This is a genomic window from Vibrio renipiscarius (assembly GCF_000827885.1).
GTDB lineage: Bacteria > Pseudomonadota > Gammaproteobacteria > Enterobacterales > Vibrionaceae > Vibrio > Vibrio renipiscarius.
On sequence record NZ_JTKH01000008.1, the window covers coordinates 133,623 to 159,190 of the forward strand.

Consider the following 25,568-nt stretch of genomic DNA (forward strand, 5'->3'; position numbering starts at 1 on the left):
AGGCGACAAGAGCACTCATCGCCAGAGCATAGTCAACGTTCTGATTGGTATGAGTTAGGACGATCAACGCCGCTATCACGCCAAATACGCAGAGTATTAGTGCTCGCGAGTCGCGCGGAACACCACATCAGGGAAACGCTCTTGCGCTAGATTCAAGTTCACCATAGTTGGTGCGATGTAGGTCAGGTTATCACCGCCATCAAGCGCTAGGTTCGACTGGTTCTTACGCTGGAAGTCATCCATCTTCTTACCATCGGTACAATCTACCCAACGAGCCGTCGCGACGTTCACACCTTCGTAAATCGCTTCTACGTTGTATTCAGACTTCAAGCGAGCCACAACAACGTCAAACTGAAGCACACCGACCGCACCAACGATAAGATCGTTGTTTTGTACTGGGCGGAATACTTGCACTGCGCCTTCTTCTGAAAGCTGTACTAGGCCTTTTAGTAGCTGTTTTTGCTTCAGTGGATCGCGTAGACGAATACGACGGAACAATTCTGGTGCGAAGTTAGGAATACCTGAGAACTTCAAGCTTTCACCTTGTGTAAAAGTATCACCAATTTGAATCGTGCCATGGTTGTGTAGACCAATGATGTCACCGGCAAATGCCGTTTCGGCACGTGAACGGTCGCCCGCCATAAAGGTTACCGCATCAGAAATACTGATTTGCTTACCAAGGCGTACGTGGTTCATCTTCATACCTTGGGTGTAAGTACCCGATACGATACGCATGAACGCGATACGGTCGCGGTGCTTTGGATCCATATTTGCTTGGATTTTGAAGACGAAACCAGAGAATTTTTCTTCTGTTGCTTCAACATCACGCTCTACCGCTTGGCGAGTTTTTGGCATTGGCGCCCACTCGGTCAAGCCATCTAGCATGTGGTCAACACCAAAGTTACCCAGTGCAGTACCGAAGTAAACCGGAGTCAACTCACCAACTAGGAATGACTCAAGGTCAAACTCAGGACATGCGCCCATAACCAACTCAAGCTCTTCACGCACGCTAGACGCAAGATCTTCACCCACTTGAGCATCTAGCTCTGGGTTATCAAGACCTTTGATGATGCGAACTTCTTGGATTTCGTGACCATGACCAGATTCATATAGGATCGTTTCATCACGGTGGATGTGGTAAACACCTTTAAACTCTTTACCACAGCCGATTGGCCAAGTAATTGGTGCACACATCATGCCCAATTCGTTTTCAACTTCGTCCAAAACTTCCATTGGATCACGAACGTCACGGTCAAGTTTGTTCATGAACGTCACGATTGGCGTATCACGCAGACGGGTTACTTCCATCAATTTACGCGTACGGTCTTCAACACCTTTCGCGGCATCGATCACCATTAGGCACGAGTCAACTGCCGTTAATGTACGGTAAGTATCTTCAGAGAAGTCTTCGTGTCCTGGAGTATCCAGTAGGTTGACGAGACAGTCGTTGTATGGGAACTGCATCACAGACGTTGTTACCGAGATACCACGTTCTTTTTCCATCTCCATCCAGTCAGATTTCGCGTGCTGGTTAGAGCCACGACCTTTTACTGTACCCGCTTTTTGGATCGCGTTTCCGAACAACAGAACTTTTTCTGTAATGGTGGTTTTACCCGCATCCGGGTGCGAGATAATAGCGAACGTTCTACGTTTAGAAACTTCGCCAATAAATGGTGTATTTGACATGAAACTGGTCTTCTTTTCTGTCTGGATGCTTGTTTAAACGTTAAACAAACCGATTCGATTCAATTTTGCGCGCTATTCTCGCTTATATTGCTTTTATACTCAAGCAACCACAAGATGCGCGATAGATGTACGCTAGTTTATGCCTAGCGCTAACGCATGATTAAGCGTCATTAAAAGAGAAATAAGTAACTCATAATAATGGCGTCTTCTTTACCCTTATCCGTTGGGTAGTAATTTCGGCGACGATCAAGCTCGTTAAACCCTGCCGCTTCATAAAGCGCAAAAGCACGTTGATTACTCTCGCGAACTTCCAGCCATGCACTTTCTGCTTTGGCCTGCTCACACACGTCAAGGAAGTGCTCAGTCAGCGCCTTACCATATCCCTTACCTTGCTCGGCGGGATCAACCGCGATATTCAGCAAGGTGACTTCACCGACAATGTTTTGCGCGTAAAAGTAACCCACCACTTTTTGGTTAACGACCAAGACATGGTGGTTTGCACCACGGCTATTTAAGTCGCGAATCATCGATTCAGCCCAAGGGTGGCTATGAGCCGTTTGCTCAATCGCCCAAACATGGTCGAGATGCTCAAGGGCAAGAGGATAGAATTGTAATGTCATAAGGCTCGTTAATATGAACAGATTTGTTGCCACAGCGCTTTACGCTGTTGATTATTGCCATCGATATCGCTAAGCAATGGCGTGCAAAGTGCTTTACCACCCAAGTGTTCTGTACGTTCGCAGCCTGCAAACCACACCCATTCCATGGATTGTTCAGTTAACTGAGTCGCCTGTTCTGGGTAGATATGGCGTGCTTGGTCTAAAGAAATATTGATGCTTTTTAAAACTCGCTCAAACAGTAGCGCTAACTCGCCACTTGGGCATACAGGCGAAACCAACAGCAGCTTACACCCGGCTGGCAATTCCAGCGCTGGCGCTTGGTAACCGGCCAAACGTTCAGGATGACTGAGTTGATAACAATCAACGCCCATCTGTGTTAGGTAAGCAACATGATCAGTTTGCATGAATAGTAGTCTCTAAATTTCGTGCCGGCATATTAGCACAGATCGACGGACAACAAAAAAGGGGCGAACGCCCCTTTTCACTGCAAACATTGGCGAATTATAGCTGCGAAAATTCTTCGCTGTATTCGATCAAACCGCGGCGGCCTGCCAATTCACCTTCAGCAATCGCAAGCACTTGAAATGCCCCTTCCGGCACACCCCATTGGCAATGCATATGATGCTTTTCAGCCGCTTCAAAACCAAAGCGCTGGTAGTAATTTGGATCGCCCAGTACAACACAAGCAGGGTAGCCAAACTCATACAATGACTCGATACCTTCACGGATCATCGTCGCTGCAATACCTTGCTTACGGTAATCTTCGCGTACCGAAACCGGAGCCAGTCCTTGCCAATTCAAATCTTCGCCCGCCACACTGACTGGCGTAAACATCGCATGTCCCACCACTTCACCGTCGTCGTTACATGCAACAAGTGACAGCGTTAATTTGCTGTTCTCTCTTAGTGTCATCACTAAGTTTGCTTCCGCTTCCGTCTCAAAGGTTGTTTTAAGTAAGCGGTCAATGGCCAGAATATCCGCTGGCGCTTCAGTTCGTATAAGCATTCGCTACCTCATTTTGTACGATTGGCGATTGTACGCCTTTATGCACAAAATCAGCTAACTGATTAAGTAAAATCTGTAACGGTTTTGGCAAAAGTTCCAGATCAACGCTGTCCATCAAGTTCTTCACTTCCAAACCGAGTTCAGTATCGCCTTCGATCGACAAACGACGTTGGAAAAACAACGTGTCTGGATCTTCTTTACGGCCAGCAATTAAAATCAAATCATTCAAATTTCCCGCAAAAGAAACGTCTTCTTGCATCGCGGTATCAGCAACGACGAGCTTTTCATCTTCGTAGCTTATATACCAATGCAGGCGCATATCTTTCACTTCAATTTTCAACCACTTACCCTCTAGGAATTCGAAGTCACCATCTTCCAATGCTTCTTTGAATGCCATTTTCAAGCCATCTAACAAGGCTTTTTTTTGAACAGATTGTGGTAATAAGTGGACTGGAGATCGCAAAATTGATGCTGCATTTTGAACTAATTGAGTGCGAATCTTGTTAATCACGCGGGTTATCCGTTACTTTGTAGGTAGATGTATTTATGATAATGGATGGATCACTTTCGATACCTGTTATGCATCAAAAAAATGACTAAACAGTTACAACTCTTTAATCTCGTCAATAAGCGGATTATAGTGCGTGATCAGCATCAAAAGCGCATAATCGTCAATTAACTCTCTTTGGAGACTTGGTACCCCCTGAATGCCATCGCCACAATTTAAGCATCTATTCTCACAAATTACAGCCAAAGGACCTTTCTTTTCGGCAGTATTAGACGATCAACATCATTATGTGGCGGTGAATGAGCGCTATTGCGAAATTTCTGGATTGTCGCAAGACGAATTGGTTGGTCGACATGACCAAGAAATCCTTGGCGAGCAGTTTTACCGTCAGCTCAAAGGCTATTACCAGAGCGCTTTTCTTGGCGAATCTATCGAAGCTGAAATCACGCTTGATGATGTCGACCTTGAAACCAGTTTACTCTGTTCTGTCGCCCCCATTTGGCTTAATGGTCAAGTGCAATGCATCGTGTTCCACGCTATCGACACATCAGAAAAACAGCTCCTAATTCGCTCATTGGAAGAGTCTGAAAGTAAATTTTCCGCACTCACTCAATTGCAGTCGGAAGGACTTTTGGTTGTTGAGAATGACTGCATACTTTCGGCAAACCCCGCCGCCGTGCGGTTACTTGGCTTTGAATCAAGCCATGATTTGCTAGGCGAAGATATCTCCCGTTTATTTATTGATGAAAACAGCAAAACGGTTTTTAACAATAAAATCAGCATTCTGTTAAACGAATCACCCATCACGTGTTTAACCGGTCCTCGTTGTGGCCTAGAGCGAAAAGTACAGCTCAAGGCAACTCATGCCATGGTCATGGGCGATGAGTCTCAATTAATTCTGATCCAAGATGCGGATAAAAGCCCAAAAATATTCACTGACACGCACAGTGGTGAAGCGGCCCATCTTGATTCTTTAACCGGCATCAATAACCGTTTTGGTTTTACCAAGCGACTCGACCAATTAATCAAGAATGATACGCCGCTGATCATGCTCTACCTCGACATTGATAATTTCAAAAATATCAATGACTCACTCGGTCATCACATTGGGGACAAAGTGATTAAAGAGGTATCAACTCGTCTAAAGCGTTTATTGCCAAAACAAGCGGTTCTGGGCCATTTAGGCGGTGATGAGTTTGGTCTGATTTTACCGAATCCAGACAATGATCAAATGGCAGAAATTCTCTCTGAGCGTATCATTTCCACGATTAACCAACCGTTTGATTTACACCATTTTAGTAAACGCCTAGCCTGCTCTATTGGCAGTGTCGCTTACCCTGGCGATGGCCATGATGCGCGCATTTTGTTGCAAAATGCGGATACAGCCATGTATGAGGCAAAAGAGCGTGGGCGAAATCGCCTGATCAAGTTTAATGATCAAATGAATAAAGAAGCGCGCATGCGCTTATGGCTCGAAATTGAACTGCAAAAAGCGTTACAGCAAAATGGCTTAGAAGTGTGGTATCAACCCAAGGTCAATGCTCGCGATTTTAGTATCAATGGCGCCGAGGCTTTGGTGCGTTGGAAGCACCCCGTTGAAGGCTATATCAGCCCGGGCGCTTTTATTCCGGTAGCGGAAAAAGCAGGCCTGATCGAAAACCTAGGCCGCGTGGTGATGCGAGAAGTCTTCACGACGGTAAAACGTTGGAAAATGCAGGGTATTCTTCCTGGTCGAGTGGCCATCAATCTCTCTCCAGAGCAATTCGTGAACCCCAAGCTGATCGATTACATGGAAAATCTATTGCATTCAATCGACCTTGACCCGAGCTGCATTACCTTTGAATTGACCGAAAGTGCGGTGATGAGCGACAGTGAACACACGCTGCAAATGCTCAACGCAATCAAAAAACTGGGCTTTGCTTTGTCGATTGATGACTTTGGGACGGGTTACTCGTCATTGGCCTACCTCGCACGTTTCCCACTTGATGAGTTAAAGATCGATCGTGCTTTTATCACTGAACTTGATACCCTGCCAAAGCAAGTGACTGTCATCGAAAACATCATCAACCTAGGTAAATCATTAAACCTCACCGTTGTCGCCGAAGGGGTTGAAACACAACAGCAAGCAACTCTGTTGTCCAATCTCAATTGCAACTCAATCCAAGGCTTCCACTTCTACCGTCCGCAACCGAAACAAGAAGTCGAAGAATTGTTCATGCAAAATCGCCGTCATAAGAATTAATCCACAGACAAAACAACCAAAATCACTCCCTCCTTGGGGGTAATTCTTCAGTTAACTCACTCAAACCTGCCTTACATCAAAATTGCCGTTCATAATTCTTCATAAAATGGGCGGTTATAATGAATGTAATAGGTTTGTTGATCAATGGAACTCCTATGCCCTGCAGGCAACTTGCCTGCCTTAAAAACAGCCATCGACTGCGGCGCAGATGCGGTTTACATTGGCTTTAAAGACGACACAAATGCCCGTCATTTTGCCGGTCTGAACTTTAACGGCAAAAAGCTCGAAAAAGCCGTGCAGTATGTGCACGACCACAACAAAAAAATTCACGTAGCGCTGAATACCTTCGCTCATCCTGATGGCTTTGACCGCTGGACGAACGCTGTCGATTGCGCTGCCGATGTGGGTGTGGACGCGCTGATTGTGGCGGATATTGCCGTGCTGGAATACGCCGCACGCAAATACCCCCATCTTGAGCTGCACCTCTCTGTGCAAGCATCAGCCACCAATATCGCGGCGATTGATTTCTACAAGAACAATTTCAACGTTAAACGTGTGGTGCTGCCGCGTGTATTGTCGATTCATCAAGTCAAGCAACTGTCACGCAACATCACCAGCGATGTGGAATTGGAAGTGTTTGCTTTTGGTAGCCTGTGCATCATGTCGGAAGGACGCTGTTACCTTTCCTCTTACATGACCGGCGAATCACCAAACACTGTCGGCGCTTGTTCTCCAGCGAAATACGTTCGTTGGCAAGAAACCGAGCAAGGCCTTGAATCTCGCCTAAACAACATTTTGATCGATCGTTACAGTGTGGGCGAAAACGCTGGCTATCCAACATTGTGTAAAGGCCGCTTCACTGCTGATATCGACGGCGAATCGAAGCTGTACCATGCACTGGAAGAACCAACCAGTCTAAACACTCTGTCCATGCTGCCTGAACTGTTTGCCGCGAATGTCGCATCGGTCAAAATCGAAGGCCGCCAACGCAGCCCAGCTTATGTCGAGCAAGTGACGCGTACATGGCGCGCAGCGATCGATCGTTACCTCGCGAATCCAGAAGCTTACCGTGTTGAAGCCGCTTGGGATGCAGCGCTAGCAAATGTCTCTGAAGGGACACAAACCACGCTGGGTGCTTACCATCGTAAATGGCAATAACGGGATAGGAATAGAATAATGAAATATGCACTTGGTCCACTCCTCTATTTTTGGCCAAAACAAGACGTTGAAAGTTTCTATCAGCAAGCCACGCAAAGCTCAGCGGATATCGTCTACCTAGGCGAAAGCGTCTGCTCTAAACGCCGTGAAATGAAACCCGCTCATTGGTTTGATATTGCCAAAGAGATTGCGGGCTCAGGTAAGCAAGTGGTGCTTTCCACGATGGCGCTGCTTGAAGCACCAAGCGAAGTTAGCATCATGAAGAAATACATCGATAACGGTGATTTTGCGATTGAAGCGAACGATGTGTCAGGTATCCAGCTGGCATACGAAAGCAAGGTGCCGTTTGTGGTCGGCCCCGCAGTGAACACCTATAACGCACATACTCTGAATCTTTTTCTCAAGCAGGGTATGACGCGCTGGTGTATGCCTGTCGAGCTTTCTCGTGAATGGCTAAGTAATGTATTGATTCAATGTGATCAATTGGGCATTCGCAACCAGTTTGAAGTGGAAGTGTTTAGCCACGGCTACTTACCTTTGGCCTACTCTGCGCGCTGCTTTACCGCACGAGCAGAAAACAAAGCCAAAGATGATTGCGAAACCTGCTGCATTAAATACCCAACCGGTATTCAAGTGCGCAGCCAAGAAGGCCAAGAAGTCTTTAATCTGAACGGTATTCAAACCCAATCTGGTTACTGCTACAACTTGATCAATGACCAATCAAGCATGCAAGGCTTGGTGGATGTGGTGCGTTTAAGCCCGTTGGGCCTAGACACCTTCAGCGAGCTTGATCGATTCCGCGCGAATCTCCATGGCGAGCATCCTGTGAAGATTGAAGATCGCCAATGTAATGGTTACTGGCATCGCTTAGCGGGCTTAGAAATTAAAGCCTAGTCTTATTCGGTCGCAAACACTTAAGCCAACCTTATCTCGGTTGGCTTTTTTTATGGTGACCGCGAATCCACAATGAGTCTTTTTATTTTGATTGCCATTAGCATTGTCCTTCGCGGAGTTACCCCTTATCGACCAACACATTTGGAAACTATATAGAAACCAAAGCAAACGATTGCTTTTTATTGTGATGTTACTCACTAATTTATAAGGCTAGCTTATCTATATTCTGCGGCATCCATTTGCTGCTTTTGGTTCTTATAATGAAAATGCTAACAAAAACTCGCCTTGCCCTGTCACTCAGTGCGCTACTCATGACCAGCTCTTTCTCTGCTCTCGCTGAAGTAAAAGAAATCACCTTACTGCATACCAATGATATCGAAAGTGTTTATGAACCAGTGGACGCCTTCTGGAACCCAGACATTACTCGTATTGGTGGTATCCCATACCTTGCGACGCTGATTCAACAGACACGAGCGCAAGAAGGCACTAGTTTCCTATTTGATGCCGGTGATATTTTTACGGGCTCTTTATCAAAGAAAACACAAGGTAAACTGGCCTTCGATCTTTACAGCGCAATGGACTACGATGCCATAACACTGGGCAATCATGAATTTGAATACGGCTGGAAAACTCTAAAAGAAACCATGCCTCGTGCCGCTTACCCAGTGCTCAATGCCAATATCAAGTTCGAACAAAATGATGCTCCTTTTGCTCAACCTTACACGATCGTTGAACGCGATGGCGTGCGCATCGGCGTGGTCGGCGTCATGGGTATTGATGCATTCTACAACACCATGTGGAAAGGTAATCGTAAGGGTTTGACCATCGATGATCCAATTGCTGTAGCGCAATTCTGGGTTGATAAAATTCACGATGATGTCGACATGGTTGTCGTTCTGACACACCAAAACAAAACGGCACCAATGCAGACCGATAAAGAAGCCGATCCTGAAGTACAACGCGGTTTCGATGAAGACTACGCGATGGCGGGTCAGCTAAAAAATGTGGATGTTATTTTTGGTGGGCACTCTGATCATGGTCTTTGGAAGCCGGTGGTTCATCCGGAAACCGGAACCGTTGTGGGCTTAACCTTTGGCCAGGGTAAATACCTTGGGTACACCAAGTTTGAAGTGGATACTGACAAAAATGAAGTCACTTTCCTTAACGGTAAACTGATTCCCGTTGAAGCAGACAAACTAAAGCGCGATAAAAAAACCGGCGACCTTATCGACAACGCCCGCAAGCAATACCCTGAACTGAATCAAACCATTGCAACGATCGACGACACCGCCTTCCGTCGTTACTACCGAGAATCCAACATTGGTAACCTCGTCGCAGACATGATGCGCGATGAAGCGAAAGCCGACATCGCCATGATGAGCTCAGGCAGTATCCGCGTAGATTTAAACCAAGGTGCCGTGACTTTGGAAAATGTGATGAACGTATTCCCATTTACCGATAAACTCGCCGTCGTGTCGATTAGTGGCCAACAAGTCAAACAGCTACTTGAATACAGCTACACCCTACCTTATGGTTTGGCTCAGTTCTCGGGCATTGAAGCCACTTACGACAGCACCAAAGCCGAAAATCAGCGCCTACTCAGCCTGACGATTAATGGCAAGCCGGTCGAAGAGACTCGCCAATACAGTGTGGCTACATACTCTTACGCGGCAAGCGGTGGTGATGGTTATCATGTATTCGCCGAAGGAAAGCCGATCTCTCAAGGCGAGTTGGTCATGCAGGTTCTGATTGACCAATTCACACAACGCAAAACCATCACCGTTCCTGAACTGGGACGTCAGGTGGATGTGAGCCGTCAATAACATTCAAAACTTTTAGTCTTAGAGAAGCTTAGCCGTGTCCTTTCGTCAGCAATATAACGGTTGTAAAACATTTGGTTGCGCCAACTGCGCTAACCCTGATGAAACGCTATACCGTCATTCCGATCGGCTCGGCTATCCGGCTTGGCACTGCAACTTATGCGGTGCCTATCCACCCTTACTACTGAATCCACCGATTATTGCATTAGCCACACAAACACAAAAGGCACGTCAATCCCCCTTATTTTTGCCATCGTGCCTCTGTGCGCAACCCCAGTGGCAGCGTTATGGCCTGACAAAGTCTGCCAGTCAACGCCTACAATGCCGACACTGCCGAAAGGTCGTGACGCAGGCAAATGCGAAACAAATCGCCACAAGGCTGCAGCCTTGGTTAGATAGCCTTATCAACGGGGTCTCTCCGCACGAGCTGCAACGTCATCTTGGGTTAAGCAATAAAACGTTTAACCAGCATATTGCACAATTGGCTGAACTGCTGGAACACTACTCAAATAATATCGAACGACAGGCATCAAAACACGCCACCAGCCACACTTTGTATACGTTCAGTCACACCCAAGTTTGTCGCTCTGGGATGCGCATGCAAAACAATGAACAGTGCAGCGCTCACCTGTGGACACTGACCACACTTGATATGAATACCGGATATGTTTACTTAATATCGGACAACGCACTCACTGAGACAGAAGAAGAGACGGAAGAAGAGAAACAAAAGGCAACAAAGGACTGGCAAGCGATCAGTGAATACCAACTCACGCTCAAAGAAATATCCGAGTCTGATGAAAGTGACGTACTGATCCGCGCAGAAAAAACCTACCAAAAAATCTTGGCTCGTTCGCAATTCGATCAACTGGCCTATTGCGAGGCAAAACACGCTAAGCTCAAGCTGGAAAACTCACAAAGAAATGCGTTGATACGCCCGGTTTACGCCGCCCATGCGCACATGCAAAATCTGCGACCTTTTCTGCAGGACAACCATCAATTGAAATTGAATTGGTTTCTGGAACATGAGAGTTTTATTCGCGGAGCCGCAATTACGACCTATCACGCGTCAATCCGACAAGGCTACCTGTCACTATATTACTATCATTACTCACTCAGTATTGAACCGCAGAAGCCGCAGCAAGAAACAGAGAATGAACAGCGAACGCTGAGTTGGTGGAACGAAAAATGGCATAAACTGACGCTGAGTGACAAGCGAGGTCTACATCAAGTAGGGCTTGGTATTCTGACGCCAAGCTCGCATATTACAGAGTCAAAGCTCCGAGAATTATTGCCACAAAAACTCAATTGGGACACCACCTTTTGGCAAGCATTTGAACAGTGGCTTCCCCCGACCTACGCTCAAAAACTCAGTCTTAAGCGCATACACCAATGGCAAGCCATCTATCGCTACTGGCACAATTATTTAAGTACGCCTCAGCCTCGTCTCAACGTACCCAATACGTGTGCATTGAATTCGATTCATCAGTTCGTTGATACGCTTAATCACGCCATGCTCAATCCACTCGAAGCCCAAAAAGCAAAACGGGATAAATAATATTATCCCGTTTGATTGGCACTAACTCGCCATCGTCATTGGCTGTGAAGGCGGAAGAATGGTTCGCTTCACATCGCGCCACAACATCCACATCACGACGATACTCAAGGCGATGTTCGATAATGGGTAAGCAATCCAAATACCTTGAACACCCATCAATTTTGGCATGATGAACAGGAATGGTAGCTGAACAACCATATTACCCACGGTAACAAACATTGCCTTACTGCCCTTGTTGATTGATTGGTAGTAAGCGCCTGCCACCACTAAGAAACCATCCAAGAACATCGCAAACATGTGCAAGCGTATACCAATCACCGCATTTTCCATCAGTTCAGCATCGTTCGAGTTAAAGACCGAAACAAACTCACGCGGGAAGATGTTCAATACCGCGACAAATGCGACACCACCAAGCACCGCGGTGCCCATCGCAATCTGCAATAACTTGCGAATATTTTCTTGGTTACGCGCGCCATGGTTATAGCTCACCAAAGGTTGCATGCCGTTCGCGACGCCTTCAACAATGAGGTAGTAGACCGTAACGATATAACCCAAAATGGCGTAGGCCCCAATTAAGATGCCGCTGCCATAGTCAGCAAACAAACTATTGTGCAATGCCACCATCATCGAGCCATAAGCGTACATAAAGAAGCTCGACATACCAATCGTGACAATACGCGGCACTTCTGCAAACTGGATACGTAAATCACTCAAACGTAAGCGCATATTGGCTTTGCTCGAGAAGAAATAGCCAACGCCCAGAATGGTGACAAGCATTTGCGACATCGCGGTTGCCGTCGCCGCACCTTGCAACTCCCAGCCTAATAACGCGATAAAAATATAATCGAGAATGATATTAGCGATCGCTCCGATCACCATCAGAATCGTTGCGAGATTTGGACTCCCATCATTACGGAGTAAGAATGGTGTCGCAATCGATCCCAGAGAGAACACACAAGCGAAGATCAAGATATGCAGGTATTGGCTACCTAACTCTAAAATTCGACCTTGAGCACCCTGCCACAACAAGAAGGTATCGGCAAAAAAGTAAAGCACGCAGGATACAACCGGCGCAATTAACGCCAATAATAATAGGCCGGTTGCCAGAATGCCTTTTGAGCCTTCGGTATCGCCTTCACCTTGTTTGATAGAGGCAAGCGCACCCGTACCGACACCAACCAACATCCCCATACCGAGGATTGAGCCAATCACAGGCCATGACACGTTGATCCCCGCCAACCCTTCAGCACCAACATAGCGACCGATAAAAATCCCATCAACAACCTGATAGAGGCCGTTAACGAGCATGGCGGCAATCGTTGGAATCGCGTAACGCCAAAATTGTTTATAAATTGAATCTTGCATTTTTTCACCAAGCAAAAAGACTGCTGATTATCATTAGTTAGCAAGGCTAACTAATTGGGTAAATGTTTATTTATGAAGTGCTTTATTTAATAACTGCACTAATTGTTCAGCTTCCTGCATTGAAAGAGATTGGTTAAGATCGCTTGCGATCTGGTGATACACCACCTGCTCCAAAGACATATCCTTTACGACTTTTTCTGTTAACACCACACGTTTCGCTCTCGCGTCGACCTGACAAGCAATACCACGCACTAAGCCTTTCTTTTCCAATCGAGCAACCATATTCGACGCCGACGGTTTGGTGACGCTTAACTCCTCGGCAAGATCAGTAATACGGACCCCTTCCGGGTACTGCTGTATCACTTTCAGATAATCAAACTCGTTGAAGCTCAAATGACACAATGGATCTTCTTTGGCATAAACACGCCAAGCCTTAGAACAAAAACGCTCTAATTCAATCAAACTCTCTTCTAAGACCATCTTGATTCCACTTAGTTAGCCAGGCTAACTATTCTAACCCTTTTCTCATTTTGGGCAATAAAAAACCGCCTAGGTAGGCGGTTAATTTAAAACGGGTTCAGTATGATTATGGCTGAGTCGGCGCATCCAGTTTCGCTTTCGCAATCTGATCGGCTTTAATCTGTGTAAAGATTCGCTTCAACTCTAAGAAAGAATATCGGTGCTCAACATACTCATAAACATTAAATGAGATCGCCAATTTGTACATTGAAATGGCACTCACGAGATTGCCTTCGTGCTGGTAACGTTTACCCAGATAAAAATACGCTTCTGTTAAGCGCTGTGCCAAAACCGTATTGTCTCGTGTTCCCGCAATAATGGCCTTAAAGGCTTGTTCATCACTCACTTCGCCCAAAGAAATCGCCACCAAAACCCATCCCCATTGATTGTCACGCTGCTGATACATACTGAGCAGATCTTGACGTGCGGTTAATGGATCTTTTTCTAGTTTGATGAGGTAAGCCCATAATGCACGAAACGGGTCGCTAGGATCGTCTGCAAGGTGGGAGTCGATGTCTTCAATCGCAAGATCGATACGGTCGCCATAATACAAGGCAATGGCGCGATTGCGTACCGCAAAAGAATTGTCTGGGTTCAGATCTAATGTCGAATCAAATGCTTCATACGCAGCATCAAATTCGCCGACTTGCGTGTAGTACACCCCAAGCGCATTGAATAAATCCGATTGTGAAGGATTCAGTTGTAAAGATTGGCTGTAGTCTAAACGCGCGAGATCTCGTAAACCGACACTATCGTAGTAATTGCCGCGCTCAAAGAGCATTTTTGCTCGCAATTCATCGGATAAATCAGGGCGTGTCAGTAACTGTGATAAACGAGCAATTTGCACTTCTTGCTGCATGCTTGCTTGCAAAGGTACTGCCATCGGTGGGTAAAGCCACTGCTGGTTGGACGTTGAGGCACAACCTGTGGTAACCAAAATGCTTAATCCAAGCGCTACGGTTTGAAACCATTTCACGAATATATACTCCTGTTACCAACCTATGCTGTATACCTTAATCGCCGAGGTGCTTCATTCAATTGGCTTTTACTGCATATAAAAAAGGGGGACTGACGTCCCCCCTTTATAACATGCTTTTAGCTTAATAAGCTAACTCGATGCGATTACTCAGCGTCAGCCGCTGGATTCGCTTCAGCCGCAGCTTCTGCTGGCTGTTCTACTGCTTCTTTCATGCTTAGACGTACACGGCCTTGGCGGTCGATTTCAAGTACTTTAACTTGAACTTCTTGGCCTTCAGCTAGGTAGTCAGACACTTTCTCAACGCGCTTGTCAGCGATTTGAGAGATGTGTACTAGACCATCTTTACCTGGAAGAATTGTTACGAACGCACCGAAGTCCGCTAGACGAGCAACTTTACCAGTGTAGATACGACCTACTTCAACTTCAGCAGTGATCTCTTCGATACGACGAATTGCTTCTTTCGCTGCAGCGCCTTCAGTTGCTGCAATCTTGATAGTGCCGTCGTCTTCGATTTCGATCGTAGTACCTGTCTCTTCAGTTAGAGCACGGATAACTGCGCCGCCTTTACCGATAACATCTTTGATCTTCTCAGAGCTGATCTTCATCATGTAAATACGTGGAGCGAATTCAGAGATCTCTTCACGAGCACCAGAGATAGCTTCATCCATTACAGAAAGGATGTGCTTACGTGCACCTTGCGCTTGGTTAAGAGCAATTTGCATGATCTCTTTAGTGATACCTTCGATCTTGATGTCCATTTGAAGTGCAGTGATACCAGCGTTAGTACCTGCTACTTTAAAGTCCATGTCACCTAGGTGATCTTCATCGCCAAGGATGTCAGAAAGAACAACGAAGTCATCGCCTTCTTTAACAAGACCCATTGCGATACCCGCAACAGAAGCTTTGATTGGCACACCAGCATCCATAAGTGCTAGAGAAGTACCACATACAGAAGCCATTGAAGATGAACCGTTAGATTCAGTGATTTCTGATACAACACGGATGGTGTATGGGAATTCTTCAACAGAAGGCATTACTGCAGCAATACCGCGCTTAGCCAGTTTACCGTGGCCGATTTCACGACGCTTAGGAGAACCTACAAAACCCGTTTCGCCTACACAGTATGGAGGGAAGTTGTAGTGTAGTAGGAAGTGATCTTTACGCTCACCCGTTAGTTCGTCGATGATTTGCGCGTCACGTTGCGTACCTAGAGTCGCAGTAACGATCGCTTGCGTTTCGCCACGAGTAAATAGTGAAGAACCGTGAGTACGTGGAAGTACACCAGTACGTACGTCTAGCGCACGAACCATGTCTTTTTCACGACCATCGATACGTGGGTGGCCAGCGATGATACGGCTACGTACTACTTTCTTCTCTAGAGAACCAAGCATGCCACGGATTTCGCGCTCAGCTAGGTTTTCGTCTTGTGCTAGAAGTGCAGCAACAACATCGTTCTTGATTGCGCCAACTTGCTCGTAACGAGCCATTTTCTCAGTGATTTGGTATGCATCAGCAAGACGAGTCTCAGCCAGATCAGCCACTAGAGCTTTAAGCTCAGTGTTTACTGCTGGTGCTTCCCAGTTCCATGCTGGAGTTGCAACTTCAGCTGCGAACTCGTTGATTGCATTGATAACAACTTGTTGTTGATCGTGACCAAATACCACTGCAGAAAGCATTTCTTCTTCAGTTAGGTTGTCAGCTTCTGATTCAACCATTAGTACTGCGTTTTCAGTACCAGAAACCACTAGATCCAGTTTAGATGTAGCAAGTTCAGTCATGCTTGGGTTAAGCACTAGTTGACCATCGATGTGACCAACACGCGCTGCACCGATAGGACCATTGAATGGTAGACCAGAGATAGCAAGTGCTGCAGAAGTACCGATCATTGTTACCATGTCAGGTTGAACGTTAGGGTTCACAGACATAACAGTAGCGATGATTTGCACTTCGTTTTTGAATGCAGATGGGAATAGTGGGCGAATCGGACGGTCGATTAGACGAGCAGTCAGAGTTTCACCTTCAGAAGGACGACCTTCACGCTTGAAGAAACCACCAGGGATTTTACCTGCAGCGTAAGTACGCTCTTGGTAGTTTACTGTTAGCGGGAAGAAGTCTTGACCTTCAACGGCTTCTTTCTTACCAACTACTGATACGAATACCGTAGTATCGTCCATAGTTACCATAACAGCAGCAGTAGCTTGACGAGCGATAACGCCAGTTTCTAGAGTAACCGTGTGGTTACCGTACTGGAACGTTTTAACAACTGGTTTTTCGAACATTGTTATTCCTTGTACCGAGTATAAATACCCAGACTAAGTTAAGAAAATACCCAAAACATTACGAATCGCGACTAGTCAAAAGACACTGTGACTTTTACTCAATGGCTTTTGAATAGTCGCGACCTGTTGGCCGACATCGGTGACTGTAATGCGATGAGTCATTGTGATTTTTGCGGACATCAACAGCAACAACTGTTTCAGCCGGACAGTAGTATAAACTACTTGAAGGTAATTGGGGGATTTTAGGCAATAAAAAAAGGGGCATAAGCCCCTTTTTTACAAACTGTTCTATGCAGCCGCTAATTAGCGACGTAGACCTAGACGTTTGATTAGATCTTGGTAACGAGCAAGGTTTTTACCTTTCAAGTAGTCAAGAAGCTTACGACGGCTAGAAACCATACGTAGTAGACCACGACGGCTGTGGTGGTCGTGTTTGTGCGCTTTGAAGTGACCTTGAAGGTGGTTGATAGAAGCAGTAAGTAGTGCTACTTGTACTTCTGGTGAACCAGTGTCGTTTTCACATTGCGCGTATTCTGCAACGATTGCTGCTTTAGTTTCTGCATTCAGAGACATAATGCTCTCCTAATAAGAGTAGGTTTATATTTTGTAGCAGCCAATCTCTGATTCAGCCGCTACGCGAAGCGCGGATTATAGGTGAATCACCCTCTCATCGCAATAGCAATCTTATGACTCAACTTATCGGTTTTGAGTACATTCTCGTACTCGTCAAACTCGATAATGAGTTCAGGCCAGCAAAGCTTCATGATAAACTTTGGCCACTTTAATTTATTACCTAGGTTTAGCCCATTATGAAAATCGGCATTATCGGTGCGATGGAACAAGAAGTTGCCATCCTAAAAGACTCTATCGACAACGTACAAGAAGTAAAGAAAGCGGGTTGTACCTTCTTTTCTGGCCAAATCAATGGCGTTGACGTTGTTCTACTGCAATCAGGTATCGGTAAAGTTGCGGCGGCAATTGGTACGACGATTCTATTAACTGAATACCAGCCAGACGTTGTGATCAACACCGGTTCTGCGGGCGGTTTCGATTCGACTCTGAACCTAGGCGACGTCGTTATCTCAACAGAAGTTCGTCATCATGATGCAGACGTAACGGCTTTCGGTTACGAAATGGGTCAAATGGCACAACAACCTGCTGCGTTTATTGCTGACGCAAACCTAATGGATGTTGCTGAACAAGCACTCGCGCAAATGAAAGATAAGCACGCGGTACGCGGTTTGATCTGTACTGGCGATGCGTTTGTTTGTACTGCTGAGCGTCAAGCGTTCATTCGTACCCACTTCCCGTCTGTCATTGCGGTTGAAATGGAAGCCTCTGCGGTTGCGCAAACTTGTCACCAATTCAAAGTACCATTCGTGGTAGTACGAGCGATTTCTGACGTTGCTGATAAAGAAGCAACCATGAGCTTTGATGAGTTCCTGCCTCTTGCGGCGCAAAGCTCTTCAGAAATGGTGATCAAGATGGTTGAATTGCTGAAGGCATAGTATTAAACAATCATGGATGATTTTGTTAATTCGCTATTGGCGAATAGTGCGCTCCTCGTCATGTGGGGCGCACTGCTTTGTCACTGGGTTCTTCCTCTACCGCGAGAAGTACACCCCGCTCTCCTTTGGCATAAATTTGCCGAGCAGCTTGCGAATAAGGTCAACACGCAAAGCCATTACTCACAAAGCTTACTTTCGGGAAGTTTTGCCTGGTTACTGATGCTGACACCCATGCTGATCGTTTTACTCGCATTGCAAAACTTAGTTTGGCAAGCACTGCTGTTTGATTTGGCTTTTTTAATGCTGGCCTTAGATTGGCGTAACACCCATCAATTGGCGAATCAGCTCATCCCACAACTCGCCAATGAAGACAAAAATGCAGTAAAACAACAGCTCACCCCCTGGCTTAATCGCTCTACCGACCGTTTATCTCTACTCGGCTTAGGAAAAGCCAGCAGTGAAACACTGATCATGAGTTATGGCCGCAGTGTCGTCGCCGTACTCTTTTGGTATGCCGTAACGGGTGGCATAGGGGCCTTTCTGTATCGCATGGCGATGGAATTAGCCCGCGCATGGTCGCCTTCTCGCCAATGTTTTATGCCTTTTGGACTTCCCGCTGTCAGAATTCTCGCCGTCCTCGACTTTATTCCTTTGCGCCTATTCGCCTTATTGGTTGCTTGCGGAAAACGCGGAAAAGCGTGCTTAACACTTATTGCTCAACAAGCGACATCTTGGCCACTTCCCGGCCCGGCGTGGTTATTGGTCTCAGTAGGAGCGAAACTGCAACTTTCTCTGGCAGGCCCTGCAATATATCAACACCACAAAGCCCTACGGGCAAAATTAGGGGGTCGTATTGCCCCTTCAGCGATTCATGTTGATCAAATCAATAAACTCTTATTCAACCGCTTGTGGATTTGGGTAACTCTTCAAAGCCTACTATTGGCTGCTATTTATCAAGGATTGTAATGCTTAAACTGAGTCTTCTTCTCACTCTCGTCAGTTTTTCTCTTTGTGCTCAACCCATTAATCGGGTGATCAGTCTTGCACCATCCGCCACAGAGCTTGCTTATGCTGCCGGTCTAGGTGACCAATTGATTGCCGTCAGTGAACACAGTGACTACCCTGAATCTGCCCAACAGCTTGAGCGCGTGGCCAATTATCAAGGCATTAAGATTGAGCGCATCATCGCTTTGCAGCCTGACTTAATCATCGCATGGCCGGCCGGTAATCCTGCGAAAGATCTCGCTAAGTTGCGTCAATTTGGCTTTGAAATTTACGATGCAAAAACCAATAGCCTGAATGATATTGCAGCCAATATTGAACAGCTTAGTCAGTATGCTCACGATCCTGATATTGGTCTTGCCAACGCTCAACATTTTCGTGACCAACTCAATGCGGCAAAAGCGCGTTACCACACGGAAGAACCCGTCAGTTATTTTTATCAATTGAGTGAAAAACCGATCATCACCGTGGCACAAGATCGCTGGCCAAGTGAAGTTTTTCAGTTTTGTGGCGGGGTAAACGTTTTTGCTGACAGCAAAATACCTTACCCACAAGTTGGTCTTGAACAGGTGATCCTCGCCAACCCACAAGTTATCTTTACCTCACAGCATGCTATCGACAATATCGACATTTGGCAGCCATGGAAAGCACAGCTACAGGCCATAAAAAACCAACAAATTTGGTCACTCAATGCCAGTTGGATTAATCGCCCAACTCCGCGAACCATCGATGCAATTCATCAAGTTTGTGAGCTCTTCGAGACAGTCAGAAAAAAGCAGTAACGCATTACACGATTATCTCGTACTATGCGCGCCGAATTGGCCTCTGAATCCATTGTGATTGAAAGGGGCCTCGTCATTTGGCTTATTTTTTACTACTCATAATAATAGAGATCTTCCTAACATGGATTCCATGCTGATCTATTTGATCGACCTTTTTGGCACCGCTATTTTTGCCATTTCCGGTGTATTGCTTGCCGGTCGTTTGAAGATGGACCCTTTTGGCGTTGCTGTTCTTGGCAGTGTGACGGCAATTGGTGGCGGAACAATACGCGATATGGCACTCGGTGCTACGCCGGTTTTTTGGATTAAAGACACCAACTATATTTGGGTCATTCTGATTACTTGTCTAATCACAATGATCATCGTACGTCGCCCTAAGCGTTTAGCTTGGTGGATTTTACCCGTTTGTGATGCGGTCGGCCTTGCCGTTTTTGTCGGTATCGGTGTTGAAAAAGCGATGATGTATCAAGAATCAGCACTGATTGCGATCATCATGGGGGTCATCACCGGTTGTGGCGGCGGTATTATTCGCGATGTACTCGCTCGTGAAGTACCAATGGTATTAAGAAGTGAAGTCTATGCGACGGCTTGTATTGCTGGAGGCGCATTCCATACCACTGCATTGGCCATGGGCTTTAGCAATGATGCCAGTTTTTTGGCTGGCGTAATATCGACACTCATCATTCGCTTAGGTGCCATTCGTTGGCATTTATCATTACCGATTTTTGCTTTAAATAAATAGCATTAACTCATGGCATTGCGATGAGTTAATGCCATGAAATAAAAAAGGTCGCCTTGGCGACCTTTTTTATTTGGGTACGAACTATTTATTCGCTTTGCGAAGCACTGTTTTCAGCGCTTCAAAATCATTGGCTAAATCCTCAGACAACAATTCCATTACCGCATGTTTCGCCAGTGGCGCGGGCAGTTCGATATCTATCTCTAAGATGTCATCGACCACTTCTTTAAACTTAGCGGGATGAGCGGTACACAAGAATAATCCCGTTTCACCTTCCGCTAATTGATCCTCTAACACTCGGTAAGCAATTGCGCCATGAGGTTCACACAAGTAACCCAACTCATTCAGTTCACGTACTGACGCAGCACTTTGCGCATCAGACACCACGCCTTTGCCCAGCGTATCTAAACCCCATTGCTTAATTCCACAGAGCTCTTCGATGCGTGGCCAATTATTAGGTTGGCTGACATCCATGGCATTAGAGGTGGTTGCAATTGTCGGTTTTGGATCCCACTGACCGGTCTCAAGGTAACGCGGCACAGTATCGTTGGCATTGGTGGCGGCGATAAAACGTTTTACCGGCAAACCTAACGCTTTCGCCAATAGGCCCGCTGTGAGGTTGCCAAAATTACCACTTGGCACAGAAATTACGAGGTTCTCACGCTGCGCTTTTGTCAGTTGCGAAGCCGCTTCAAAGTAGTAACAAATTTGCGCCATCAAACGAGCAATGTTAATGGAGTTCGCCGAGTTTAGACCTATCTCTTCACGCAGCTCTGCATCATCAAACGCCTCTTTGACCAAGGCCTGACAAGCATCAAAATCGCCATCAATCGCGACGGTATGAATGTTATTGCCCAGCGTACAAAACAGCTTTTCTTGCAATGGACTGATCTTGCCCTTCGGATACAGAATCACCACGTTGATGTCTTCCATGCCATAAAAAGCATGCGCCACCGCCGCACCAGTATCACCAGAAGTCGCCGTTAGAATGGTGATTTTGCCGCCATTAGACACCGCCGCTAGCGATTGAGCCATAAAGCGACCGCCAAAATCTTTAAACGCTAATGTTGGACCATGGAACAACTCTAGAGCGTAAACACCCTCTTTGACTTGTTTGATAGGCGCTGGGAATTGGAATGCCGCATCTACCATGGCATTCACTTGATCTTGCGGTAATTCATCGCCAATAAGCGCCGATAAAATTTTGCTGCTGCGCGAGATGAAATCTTCATCTAAAAGCGCATCGACATCATCAAACTGAGGCAGTTGAGATGGAAAAAACAGGCCTTGATTACGGCCTAATCCTTGGCGCACGGCTTGGCCAAAGGAAACTTGTTCGTCATTTTCTTTTATATTGTACAGCTTCATAGCTTACTTCCTGTAACGATCGAACCTTGCTTGTCCAAACGACAAACATGAACGAATCCCTCTTCATTTTGTACGTAGTTTTGTTCGAGCCATCGAGCTACACGTTGTGCGGTCTCTTTCTCTTTGCAGATACTAAACAGCGTTGGGCCACTACCAGAAATGCCGGTGGCCAAAGCGCCTGCTGATGCTGCGTACTTACGCGCATCCGCAAAACCAGGCAATAGTTTCTCACGATATGGTTCAGCGATCACGTCTTTGATCATTTTTGCAGCAAGTTCAGGCTGATTGGAATGACAAGCGTGAATGAAGCCGGCGAGGTGACGACCATGCGCAATGACGTCTTGGCGACGATACTGCGACGGTAGAATAGAGCGAGCTTCTGCGGTGGAAACCTTAATACCGGGGTAAGCCATCACCCAGTACCAATCATCAAAACATGGTACTTCTTGGCTGATAACCCCTAGCTCTTCCAGCATTAACTGCAAGCCGCCTAAGTAGCAAGGGGCGACGTTATCGTAGTGAATGCCACCCGATATTTGTCCTTCCATTTCTCCCATCAAAGCGAGTAACTCGGTTTCGTTTAATGGCTGGGCATGAAAGCGATTAAGCGCATCCAACGCCGCGACGATCGAACAAGCGCTCGATCCGAGCCCTGAACCTATCGGCATATTTTTCTCAAGTGTCATCGCGACAGGCAATAGCGCAATGCCTTTCTTATCTAACTCGCGAGCAAAAACACGCCAACAATCGTAAACAATATTTTCTTTCGGATCGGTTGGCAGCTTAGACACAAAATTGCCCGCAGTCGCAAGACTGAACATCTCGCTTCCTGCTTTGACCAACACGCGATCACCGAGTAGCTCACCGCTAATGGGAGACACTGCTGCCCCCAGCACGTCAAAACCAACACTCACATTGCCAATTGACGCTGGTGCGTAAACTACAACATCCATACCACTGCTCATCGTTATACCCCTAATTTCCAGCCCAATGTACGCATGACATCCGCAAACACACCGGCCGCGGTCACTTCGCTTCCCGCACCGTATCCGCGTAGCACTAATGGAATTGGGTTGTAGTAGCGGCTGAAGAATGCCAGGGCATTTTCACCATCTTTAATTTTGAACATTGGATCATTTTCATCAACGGCGGCAATGCTCACACGGCATTGGCCATTGGCAATTTCACCCACGTAGCGCAACACTTTCCCTTCTGCCGCAGCCTGAGCCACTTGCTGTTGGAAATAAGCATCCGCTTGCGGTAAGCGCGCCATAAACTCTTCAATCGTGCCTGAATCATCAAAGCCTGGTGGCAATGCTTGGTCGACAATCACGTCTTCAAGTTCCAGCGCCATACCGGCTTCACGAGCGAGGATCAGCAGCTTACGCGCCACATCCATACCCGATAAATCATCACGTGGATCCGGTTCGGTAAAGCCATTGTCTTTGGCAATGTTCGTCGCCTGGCTCAGCGTCATGCCTTCATCCAATTTGCCAAAGATATAAGACAGTGACCCTGATAAAATGCCGCTAAATCGTTCAAGCTCATCACCAGCAGAAATCAGGTTCTGCAAGTTTTCAATCACCGGTAAACCAGCACCAACGGTGGTTTCATACATCAACTTGCGGCGCGAGCTACGCGCCACATCGCGCAACTGGTGGTAGTAAGACATACTGGCAGTATTGGCTTTCTTATTTGGCGTGACGACATGGAAACCCGCCGCAAGAAAATCGGCGTATTGATTGGCGATCGTTTCACTGGAGGTACAATCAACCAATACTGGGTTAATAATATGATTACGTTGAACTAAAGAACTCAAGTTCGCCAACGTTAAAGGCTCGCTCACACCATTCATGCGGTCACGCCAGTGATCAAGCGGTAAGCCTTCTCCGTCAAGCAAGACCCCCTTACTGTTCGCCAAACCACACACCCGTAGCACAATGCCTTTTTCGGCTAATTTCACTTGCTGGCGTTGGATCTGATCCACCAGCTCACCACCCACACCACCGACACCAACGACAAAGACATCGAGGAAGTGCTTCGAGTTAAATAGATTCTCGTGACACGCTTTGATTGCTTCAGAAATTTTATCTTCTGGGATCACCGCTGAAATCGCGCGCTCTGATGAGCCTTGCGCAATCGCGACGATATTGACGTTGACTTCGGCTAGGGATGAGAAAAATTGAGACGCCACACCACGTGATGTGCGCATGCCATCGCCGACGAGGGTTACGATTGCGACGTTATCAAGGTACTCCACCGGCTCAAGTAGGCCATCTTTGAGTTCAAGTTCAAACGCATCGCACAAGGCGCGCTGCGCAATCGCTTTGTCTTGTGCTTCAATACAGAAACTGATGCTGTATTCAGAAGACGATTGCGTAATCAGAACAATCGACACACCCGATGATGACATAGCACCAAACACGCGGCTCGCCATGCCCACCATACCTTTCATTCCCGGGCCGGAAACGTTCACCATGGTCAGATCGCTCAGCGTGGTAATGCCTTTAATTGCGAGCTTATCTTCACCCGTATCTTGACCAATCAAGGTACCGGCACCTTGTGGATTAAAGCTGTTTTTAATCAAACATGGGATATGGAACTGAGCAATCGGCGCGATGGTTTTAGGATGCAAGACCGAAGCGCCAAAGTAAGACAGCTCCATTGCTTCTTGATAGCTGAGTGATTTCAACAAACGCGCATCAGCCACTAAGCGAGGGTCACAGTTGTACACCCCATCCACATCCGTCCAAATTTCGCAGCAATCCGCACGTAAACAGGCCGCGAGCACTGCCGCTGAATAATCGGAACCATTACGGCCAAGTGTGACCAATTCACCTTTTTCATTCCCCGCAGTAAAGCCAGGCATGATATTAACGTGCCCTACCGGCAGCGGTTTTTGGCGGAAATTCTGGGTGGAGATATCCACATCCACCATCGCTTCTAAATAGTCGCCTCGCGCAAATAGATACTCTACAGGGTCAATCAAGCTCGCCGGTTGTCCTTTGGCTTCCAACACCGCTTTCATTAACTGAATGGAGACTCGCTCACCTTTACTGATAATACGAGCGTTCACATTATCAGGGCACATGCCCAAAAGACCGATACCGTTGACGAATTGGCGTAGTTGCGTCAGTGATGACTTCACTTGGTGGTTATAAGCATTGCCTTCAATATTTGGCAATACTTGCTTTATTTCTTCAAACAAACCACGGAAAGCATCTTCTAAATCAGCAATTTGATTTTCAGCATCACTGCCCTTCAATGCCGCGTCAATCACGGCCACTAATTTGTTGGTTGTTTTTCCCGGTGCCGAGAGCACCACCGCCACGTCTTCTTGCTGTGCATTATTCGCAACAATATCTGCTGCTCGTAAAAAACGTCCTGCGTCAGCTAGTGACGATCCTCCAAATTTTAAAACTCGCATCCCTTCCTCCGAATTTCCTTTAAATTGGTATAAAAAAAGGCCTGTATCTGGTGGGATACAGGCCTTTTTTTTGAAAAATTTTCGCTCAGCAGCCTGCCCCAACGCGTAT

22 protein-coding genes are annotated in these 25,568 nt (G+C 46.5%); 9 read left to right on the forward strand and 13 right to left on the reverse strand.

Translation table 11 applies throughout. The features are described from left to right. Positions 1-96: 96 nt before the first annotated feature. The 5 genes from prfC to ubiT form a co-directional block, all read right to left on the reverse strand. Positions 97-1,686, reverse strand: coding sequence for a peptide chain release factor 3 (prfC, locus tag OJ16_RS07990; protein ID WP_040989109.1), 1,590 nt, complete (start codon positions 1,684-1,686; stop codon positions 97-99). Between the two features lie 170 nt (positions 1,687-1,856). Beyond that, complete coding sequence (gene rimI / locus OJ16_RS07995) at positions 1,857-2,306, reverse strand: ribosomal protein S18-alanine N-acetyltransferase (protein ID WP_040989110.1); 450 nt, start codon at positions 2,304-2,306, stop codon at positions 1,857-1,859. Positions 2,307-2,314: 8 nt separating this feature from the next. Continuing rightward, positions 2,315-2,710 (reverse strand): DNA polymerase III subunit psi, encoded by a 396-nt coding sequence (locus OJ16_RS08000; protein ID WP_040989111.1) that lies wholly within the window; start codon positions 2,708-2,710, stop codon positions 2,315-2,317. Between the two features lie 97 nt (positions 2,711-2,807). Then, complete coding sequence (locus tag OJ16_RS08005; RefSeq protein WP_040989112.1) at positions 2,808-3,311, reverse strand: GNAT family N-acetyltransferase; 504 nt, start codon at positions 3,309-3,311, stop codon at positions 2,808-2,810. Beyond that, entirely contained in the window at positions 3,295-3,822 is a 528-nt protein-coding gene (ubiT, locus tag OJ16_RS08010; RefSeq protein ID WP_040989113.1) for a ubiquinone anaerobic biosynthesis accessory factor UbiT, read from the reverse strand. Before ubiT ends, OJ16_RS08005 begins: the two co-directional genes overlap by 17 nt. 196 nt (positions 3,823-4,018) lie before the next feature. Between ubiT and OJ16_RS08015 the strand changes: the two genes are divergently transcribed. The 5 genes from OJ16_RS08015 (at position 4,019) to OJ16_RS08035 (ending at position 11,491) form a co-directional block, all read left to right on the forward strand. Next, positions 4,019-6,061 carry a sensor domain-containing protein gene (locus OJ16_RS08015; protein WP_040989114.1) on the forward strand — a complete coding sequence of 681 codons (2,043 nt, stop codon included), beginning with the start codon at positions 4,019-4,021 and terminating at the stop codon, positions 6,059-6,061. A 144-nt stretch (positions 6,062-6,205) separates the two neighbouring features. Beyond that, entirely contained in the window at positions 6,206-7,219 is a 1,014-nt protein-coding gene (gene ubiU, locus OJ16_RS08020) for a ubiquinone anaerobic biosynthesis protein UbiU (protein ID WP_040989115.1), read from the forward strand. Positions 7,220-7,237: 18 nt separating this feature from the next. After that, on the forward strand, positions 7,238-8,113 hold the full coding sequence (locus OJ16_RS08025; RefSeq protein ID WP_040989116.1) for a U32 family peptidase: 876 nt from the start codon (positions 7,238-7,240) through the stop codon (positions 8,111-8,113). 260 nt (positions 8,114-8,373) lie between these two features. Then, complete coding sequence (locus OJ16_RS08030) at positions 8,374-9,936, forward strand: bifunctional metallophosphatase/5'-nucleotidase (protein ID WP_040989117.1); 1,563 nt, start codon at positions 8,374-8,376, stop codon at positions 9,934-9,936. 34 nt (positions 9,937-9,970) lie between these two features. Beyond that, positions 9,971-11,491 (forward strand): hypothetical protein, encoded by a 1,521-nt coding sequence (locus tag OJ16_RS08035; protein ID WP_040989118.1) that lies wholly within the window; start codon positions 9,971-9,973, stop codon positions 11,489-11,491. A 21-nt stretch (positions 11,492-11,512) separates the two neighbouring features. On the opposite strand, the gene OJ16_RS08040 is transcribed toward OJ16_RS08035, so the two are convergent. The 5 genes from OJ16_RS08040 to rpsO all read right to left on the reverse strand — a co-directional run bounded on the left by OJ16_RS08040 (position 11,513) and on the right by rpsO (position 17,206). Beyond that, complete coding sequence (locus OJ16_RS08040; protein ID WP_040989119.1) at positions 11,513-12,856, reverse strand: MATE family efflux transporter; 1,344 nt, start codon at positions 12,854-12,856, stop codon at positions 11,513-11,515. Positions 12,857-12,922: 66 nt separating this feature from the next. Next, positions 12,923-13,336 (reverse strand): MarR family winged helix-turn-helix transcriptional regulator, encoded by a 414-nt coding sequence (locus OJ16_RS08045; RefSeq protein WP_040989120.1) that lies wholly within the window; start codon positions 13,334-13,336, stop codon positions 12,923-12,925. A gap of 106 nt (positions 13,337-13,442) precedes the next feature. Next, the gene (nlpI, locus tag OJ16_RS08050) at positions 13,443-14,351 is read right to left on the reverse strand and encodes a lipoprotein NlpI (protein ID WP_040989121.1); all 909 of its coding nucleotides are present in this window, start codon (positions 14,349-14,351) and stop codon (positions 13,443-13,445) included. Between the two features lie 146 nt (positions 14,352-14,497). Beyond that, positions 14,498-16,633: a polyribonucleotide nucleotidyltransferase gene (pnp, locus tag OJ16_RS08055; protein WP_040989122.1), complete on the reverse strand. Its 2,136-nt coding sequence runs from the start codon at positions 16,631-16,633 to the stop codon at positions 14,498-14,500. 303 nt (positions 16,634-16,936) lie between these two features. Next, the gene (gene rpsO / locus OJ16_RS08060) at positions 16,937-17,206 is read right to left on the reverse strand and encodes a 30S ribosomal protein S15 (RefSeq protein WP_040989123.1); all 270 of its coding nucleotides are present in this window, start codon (positions 17,204-17,206) and stop codon (positions 16,937-16,939) included. A 236-nt stretch (positions 17,207-17,442) separates the two neighbouring features. On the opposite strand from rpsO, the gene mtnN reads away from it, so the two are divergent. The 4 genes from mtnN (at position 17,443) to OJ16_RS08080 (ending at position 20,667) form a co-directional block, all read left to right on the forward strand. Beyond that, positions 17,443-18,141, forward strand: a complete 699-nt coding sequence (gene mtnN, locus OJ16_RS08065; protein ID WP_040989124.1) for a 5'-methylthioadenosine/S-adenosylhomocysteine nucleosidase — start codon at positions 17,443-17,445, stop codon at positions 18,139-18,141. A gap of 12 nt (positions 18,142-18,153) precedes the next feature. After that, a complete protein-coding gene (locus tag OJ16_RS08070) occupies positions 18,154-19,107 on the forward strand; it encodes a cobalamin biosynthesis family protein (RefSeq protein WP_040989125.1) in 954 nt (317 codons plus the stop codon). After that, a complete protein-coding gene (btuF, locus tag OJ16_RS08075) occupies positions 19,107-19,925 on the forward strand; it encodes a vitamin B12 ABC transporter substrate-binding protein BtuF (RefSeq protein WP_040989126.1) in 819 nt (272 codons plus the stop codon). Before OJ16_RS08070 ends, btuF begins: the two co-directional genes overlap by 1 nt. 121 nt (positions 19,926-20,046) lie before the next feature. Further along, a complete protein-coding gene (locus OJ16_RS08080; protein WP_040989127.1) occupies positions 20,047-20,667 on the forward strand; it encodes a TRIC cation channel family protein in 621 nt (206 codons plus the stop codon). Between the two features lie 81 nt (positions 20,668-20,748). Here the strand turns inward: OJ16_RS08080 and thrC are convergent, their stop codons facing one another. Genes thrC through thrA form a run of 3 tightly spaced genes read right to left on the reverse strand, consistent with a single transcriptional unit; the run spans position 20,749 to position 25,459 of the window. Further along, positions 20,749-22,032, reverse strand: coding sequence for a threonine synthase (gene thrC, locus OJ16_RS08085; protein WP_040989128.1), 1,284 nt, complete (start codon positions 22,030-22,032; stop codon positions 20,749-20,751). Continuing rightward, on the reverse strand, positions 22,029-22,985 hold the full coding sequence (thrB, locus tag OJ16_RS08090; RefSeq protein ID WP_040989188.1) for a homoserine kinase: 957 nt from the start codon (positions 22,983-22,985) through the stop codon (positions 22,029-22,031). Before thrB ends, thrC begins: the two co-directional genes overlap by 4 nt. A 14-nt stretch (positions 22,986-22,999) precedes the next feature. Beyond that, complete coding sequence (thrA, locus tag OJ16_RS08095) at positions 23,000-25,459, reverse strand: bifunctional aspartate kinase/homoserine dehydrogenase I (RefSeq protein WP_040989129.1); 2,460 nt, start codon at positions 25,457-25,459, stop codon at positions 23,000-23,002. Positions 25,460-25,568 lie beyond the last annotated feature (109 nt).

Excerpts from the sequence above, each read along its gene's own strand:
- prfC (WP_040989109.1), bottom strand. The coding sequence starts at position 1,686 with ATGTCAAATACACCATTTATTGGCGAAGTTTCTAAACGTAGAACGTTC.
- rimI (WP_040989110.1), bottom strand. The coding sequence starts at position 2,306 with ATGACATTACAATTCTATCCTCTTGCCCTTGAGCATCTCGACCATGTT.
- OJ16_RS08000 (WP_040989111.1), bottom strand. The coding sequence starts at position 2,710 with ATGCAAACTGATCATGTTGCTTACCTAACACAGATGGGCGTTGATTGT.
- OJ16_RS08005 (WP_040989112.1), bottom strand. The coding sequence starts at position 3,311 with ATGCTTATACGAACTGAAGCGCCAGCGGATATTCTGGCCATTGACCGC.
- OJ16_RS08015 (WP_040989114.1), top strand. The coding sequence starts at position 4,019 with ATGCCATCGCCACAATTTAAGCATCTATTCTCACAAATTACAGCCAAA.
- ubiU (WP_040989115.1), top strand. The coding sequence starts at position 6,206 with ATGGAACTCCTATGCCCTGCAGGCAACTTGCCTGCCTTAAAAACAGCC.
- OJ16_RS08025 (WP_040989116.1), top strand. The coding sequence starts at position 7,238 with ATGAAATATGCACTTGGTCCACTCCTCTATTTTTGGCCAAAACAAGAC.
- OJ16_RS08030 (WP_040989117.1), top strand. The coding sequence starts at position 8,374 with ATGAAAATGCTAACAAAAACTCGCCTTGCCCTGTCACTCAGTGCGCTA.
- OJ16_RS08040 (WP_040989119.1), bottom strand. The coding sequence starts at position 12,856 with ATGCAAGATTCAATTTATAAACAATTTTGGCGTTACGCGATTCCAACG.
- OJ16_RS08045 (WP_040989120.1), bottom strand. The coding sequence starts at position 13,336 with ATGGTCTTAGAAGAGAGTTTGATTGAATTAGAGCGTTTTTGTTCTAAG.
- pnp (WP_040989122.1), bottom strand. The coding sequence starts at position 16,633 with ATGTTCGAAAAACCAGTTGTTAAAACGTTCCAGTACGGTAACCACACG.
- rpsO (WP_040989123.1), bottom strand. The coding sequence starts at position 17,206 with ATGTCTCTGAATGCAGAAACTAAAGCAGCAATCGTTGCAGAATACGCG.
- mtnN (WP_040989124.1), top strand. The coding sequence starts at position 17,443 with ATGAAAATCGGCATTATCGGTGCGATGGAACAAGAAGTTGCCATCCTA.
- OJ16_RS08070 (WP_040989125.1), top strand. The coding sequence starts at position 18,154 with ATGGATGATTTTGTTAATTCGCTATTGGCGAATAGTGCGCTCCTCGTC.
- btuF (WP_040989126.1), top strand. The coding sequence starts at position 19,107 with ATGCTTAAACTGAGTCTTCTTCTCACTCTCGTCAGTTTTTCTCTTTGT.
- OJ16_RS08080 (WP_040989127.1), top strand. The coding sequence starts at position 20,047 with ATGGATTCCATGCTGATCTATTTGATCGACCTTTTTGGCACCGCTATT.
- thrC (WP_040989128.1), bottom strand. The coding sequence starts at position 22,032 with ATGAAGCTGTACAATATAAAAGAAAATGACGAACAAGTTTCCTTTGGC.
- thrB (WP_040989188.1), bottom strand. The coding sequence starts at position 22,985 with ATGGATGTTGTAGTTTACGCACCAGCGTCAATTGGCAATGTGAGTGTT.
- thrA (WP_040989129.1), bottom strand. The coding sequence starts at position 25,459 with ATGCGAGTTTTAAAATTTGGAGGATCGTCACTAGCTGACGCAGGACGT.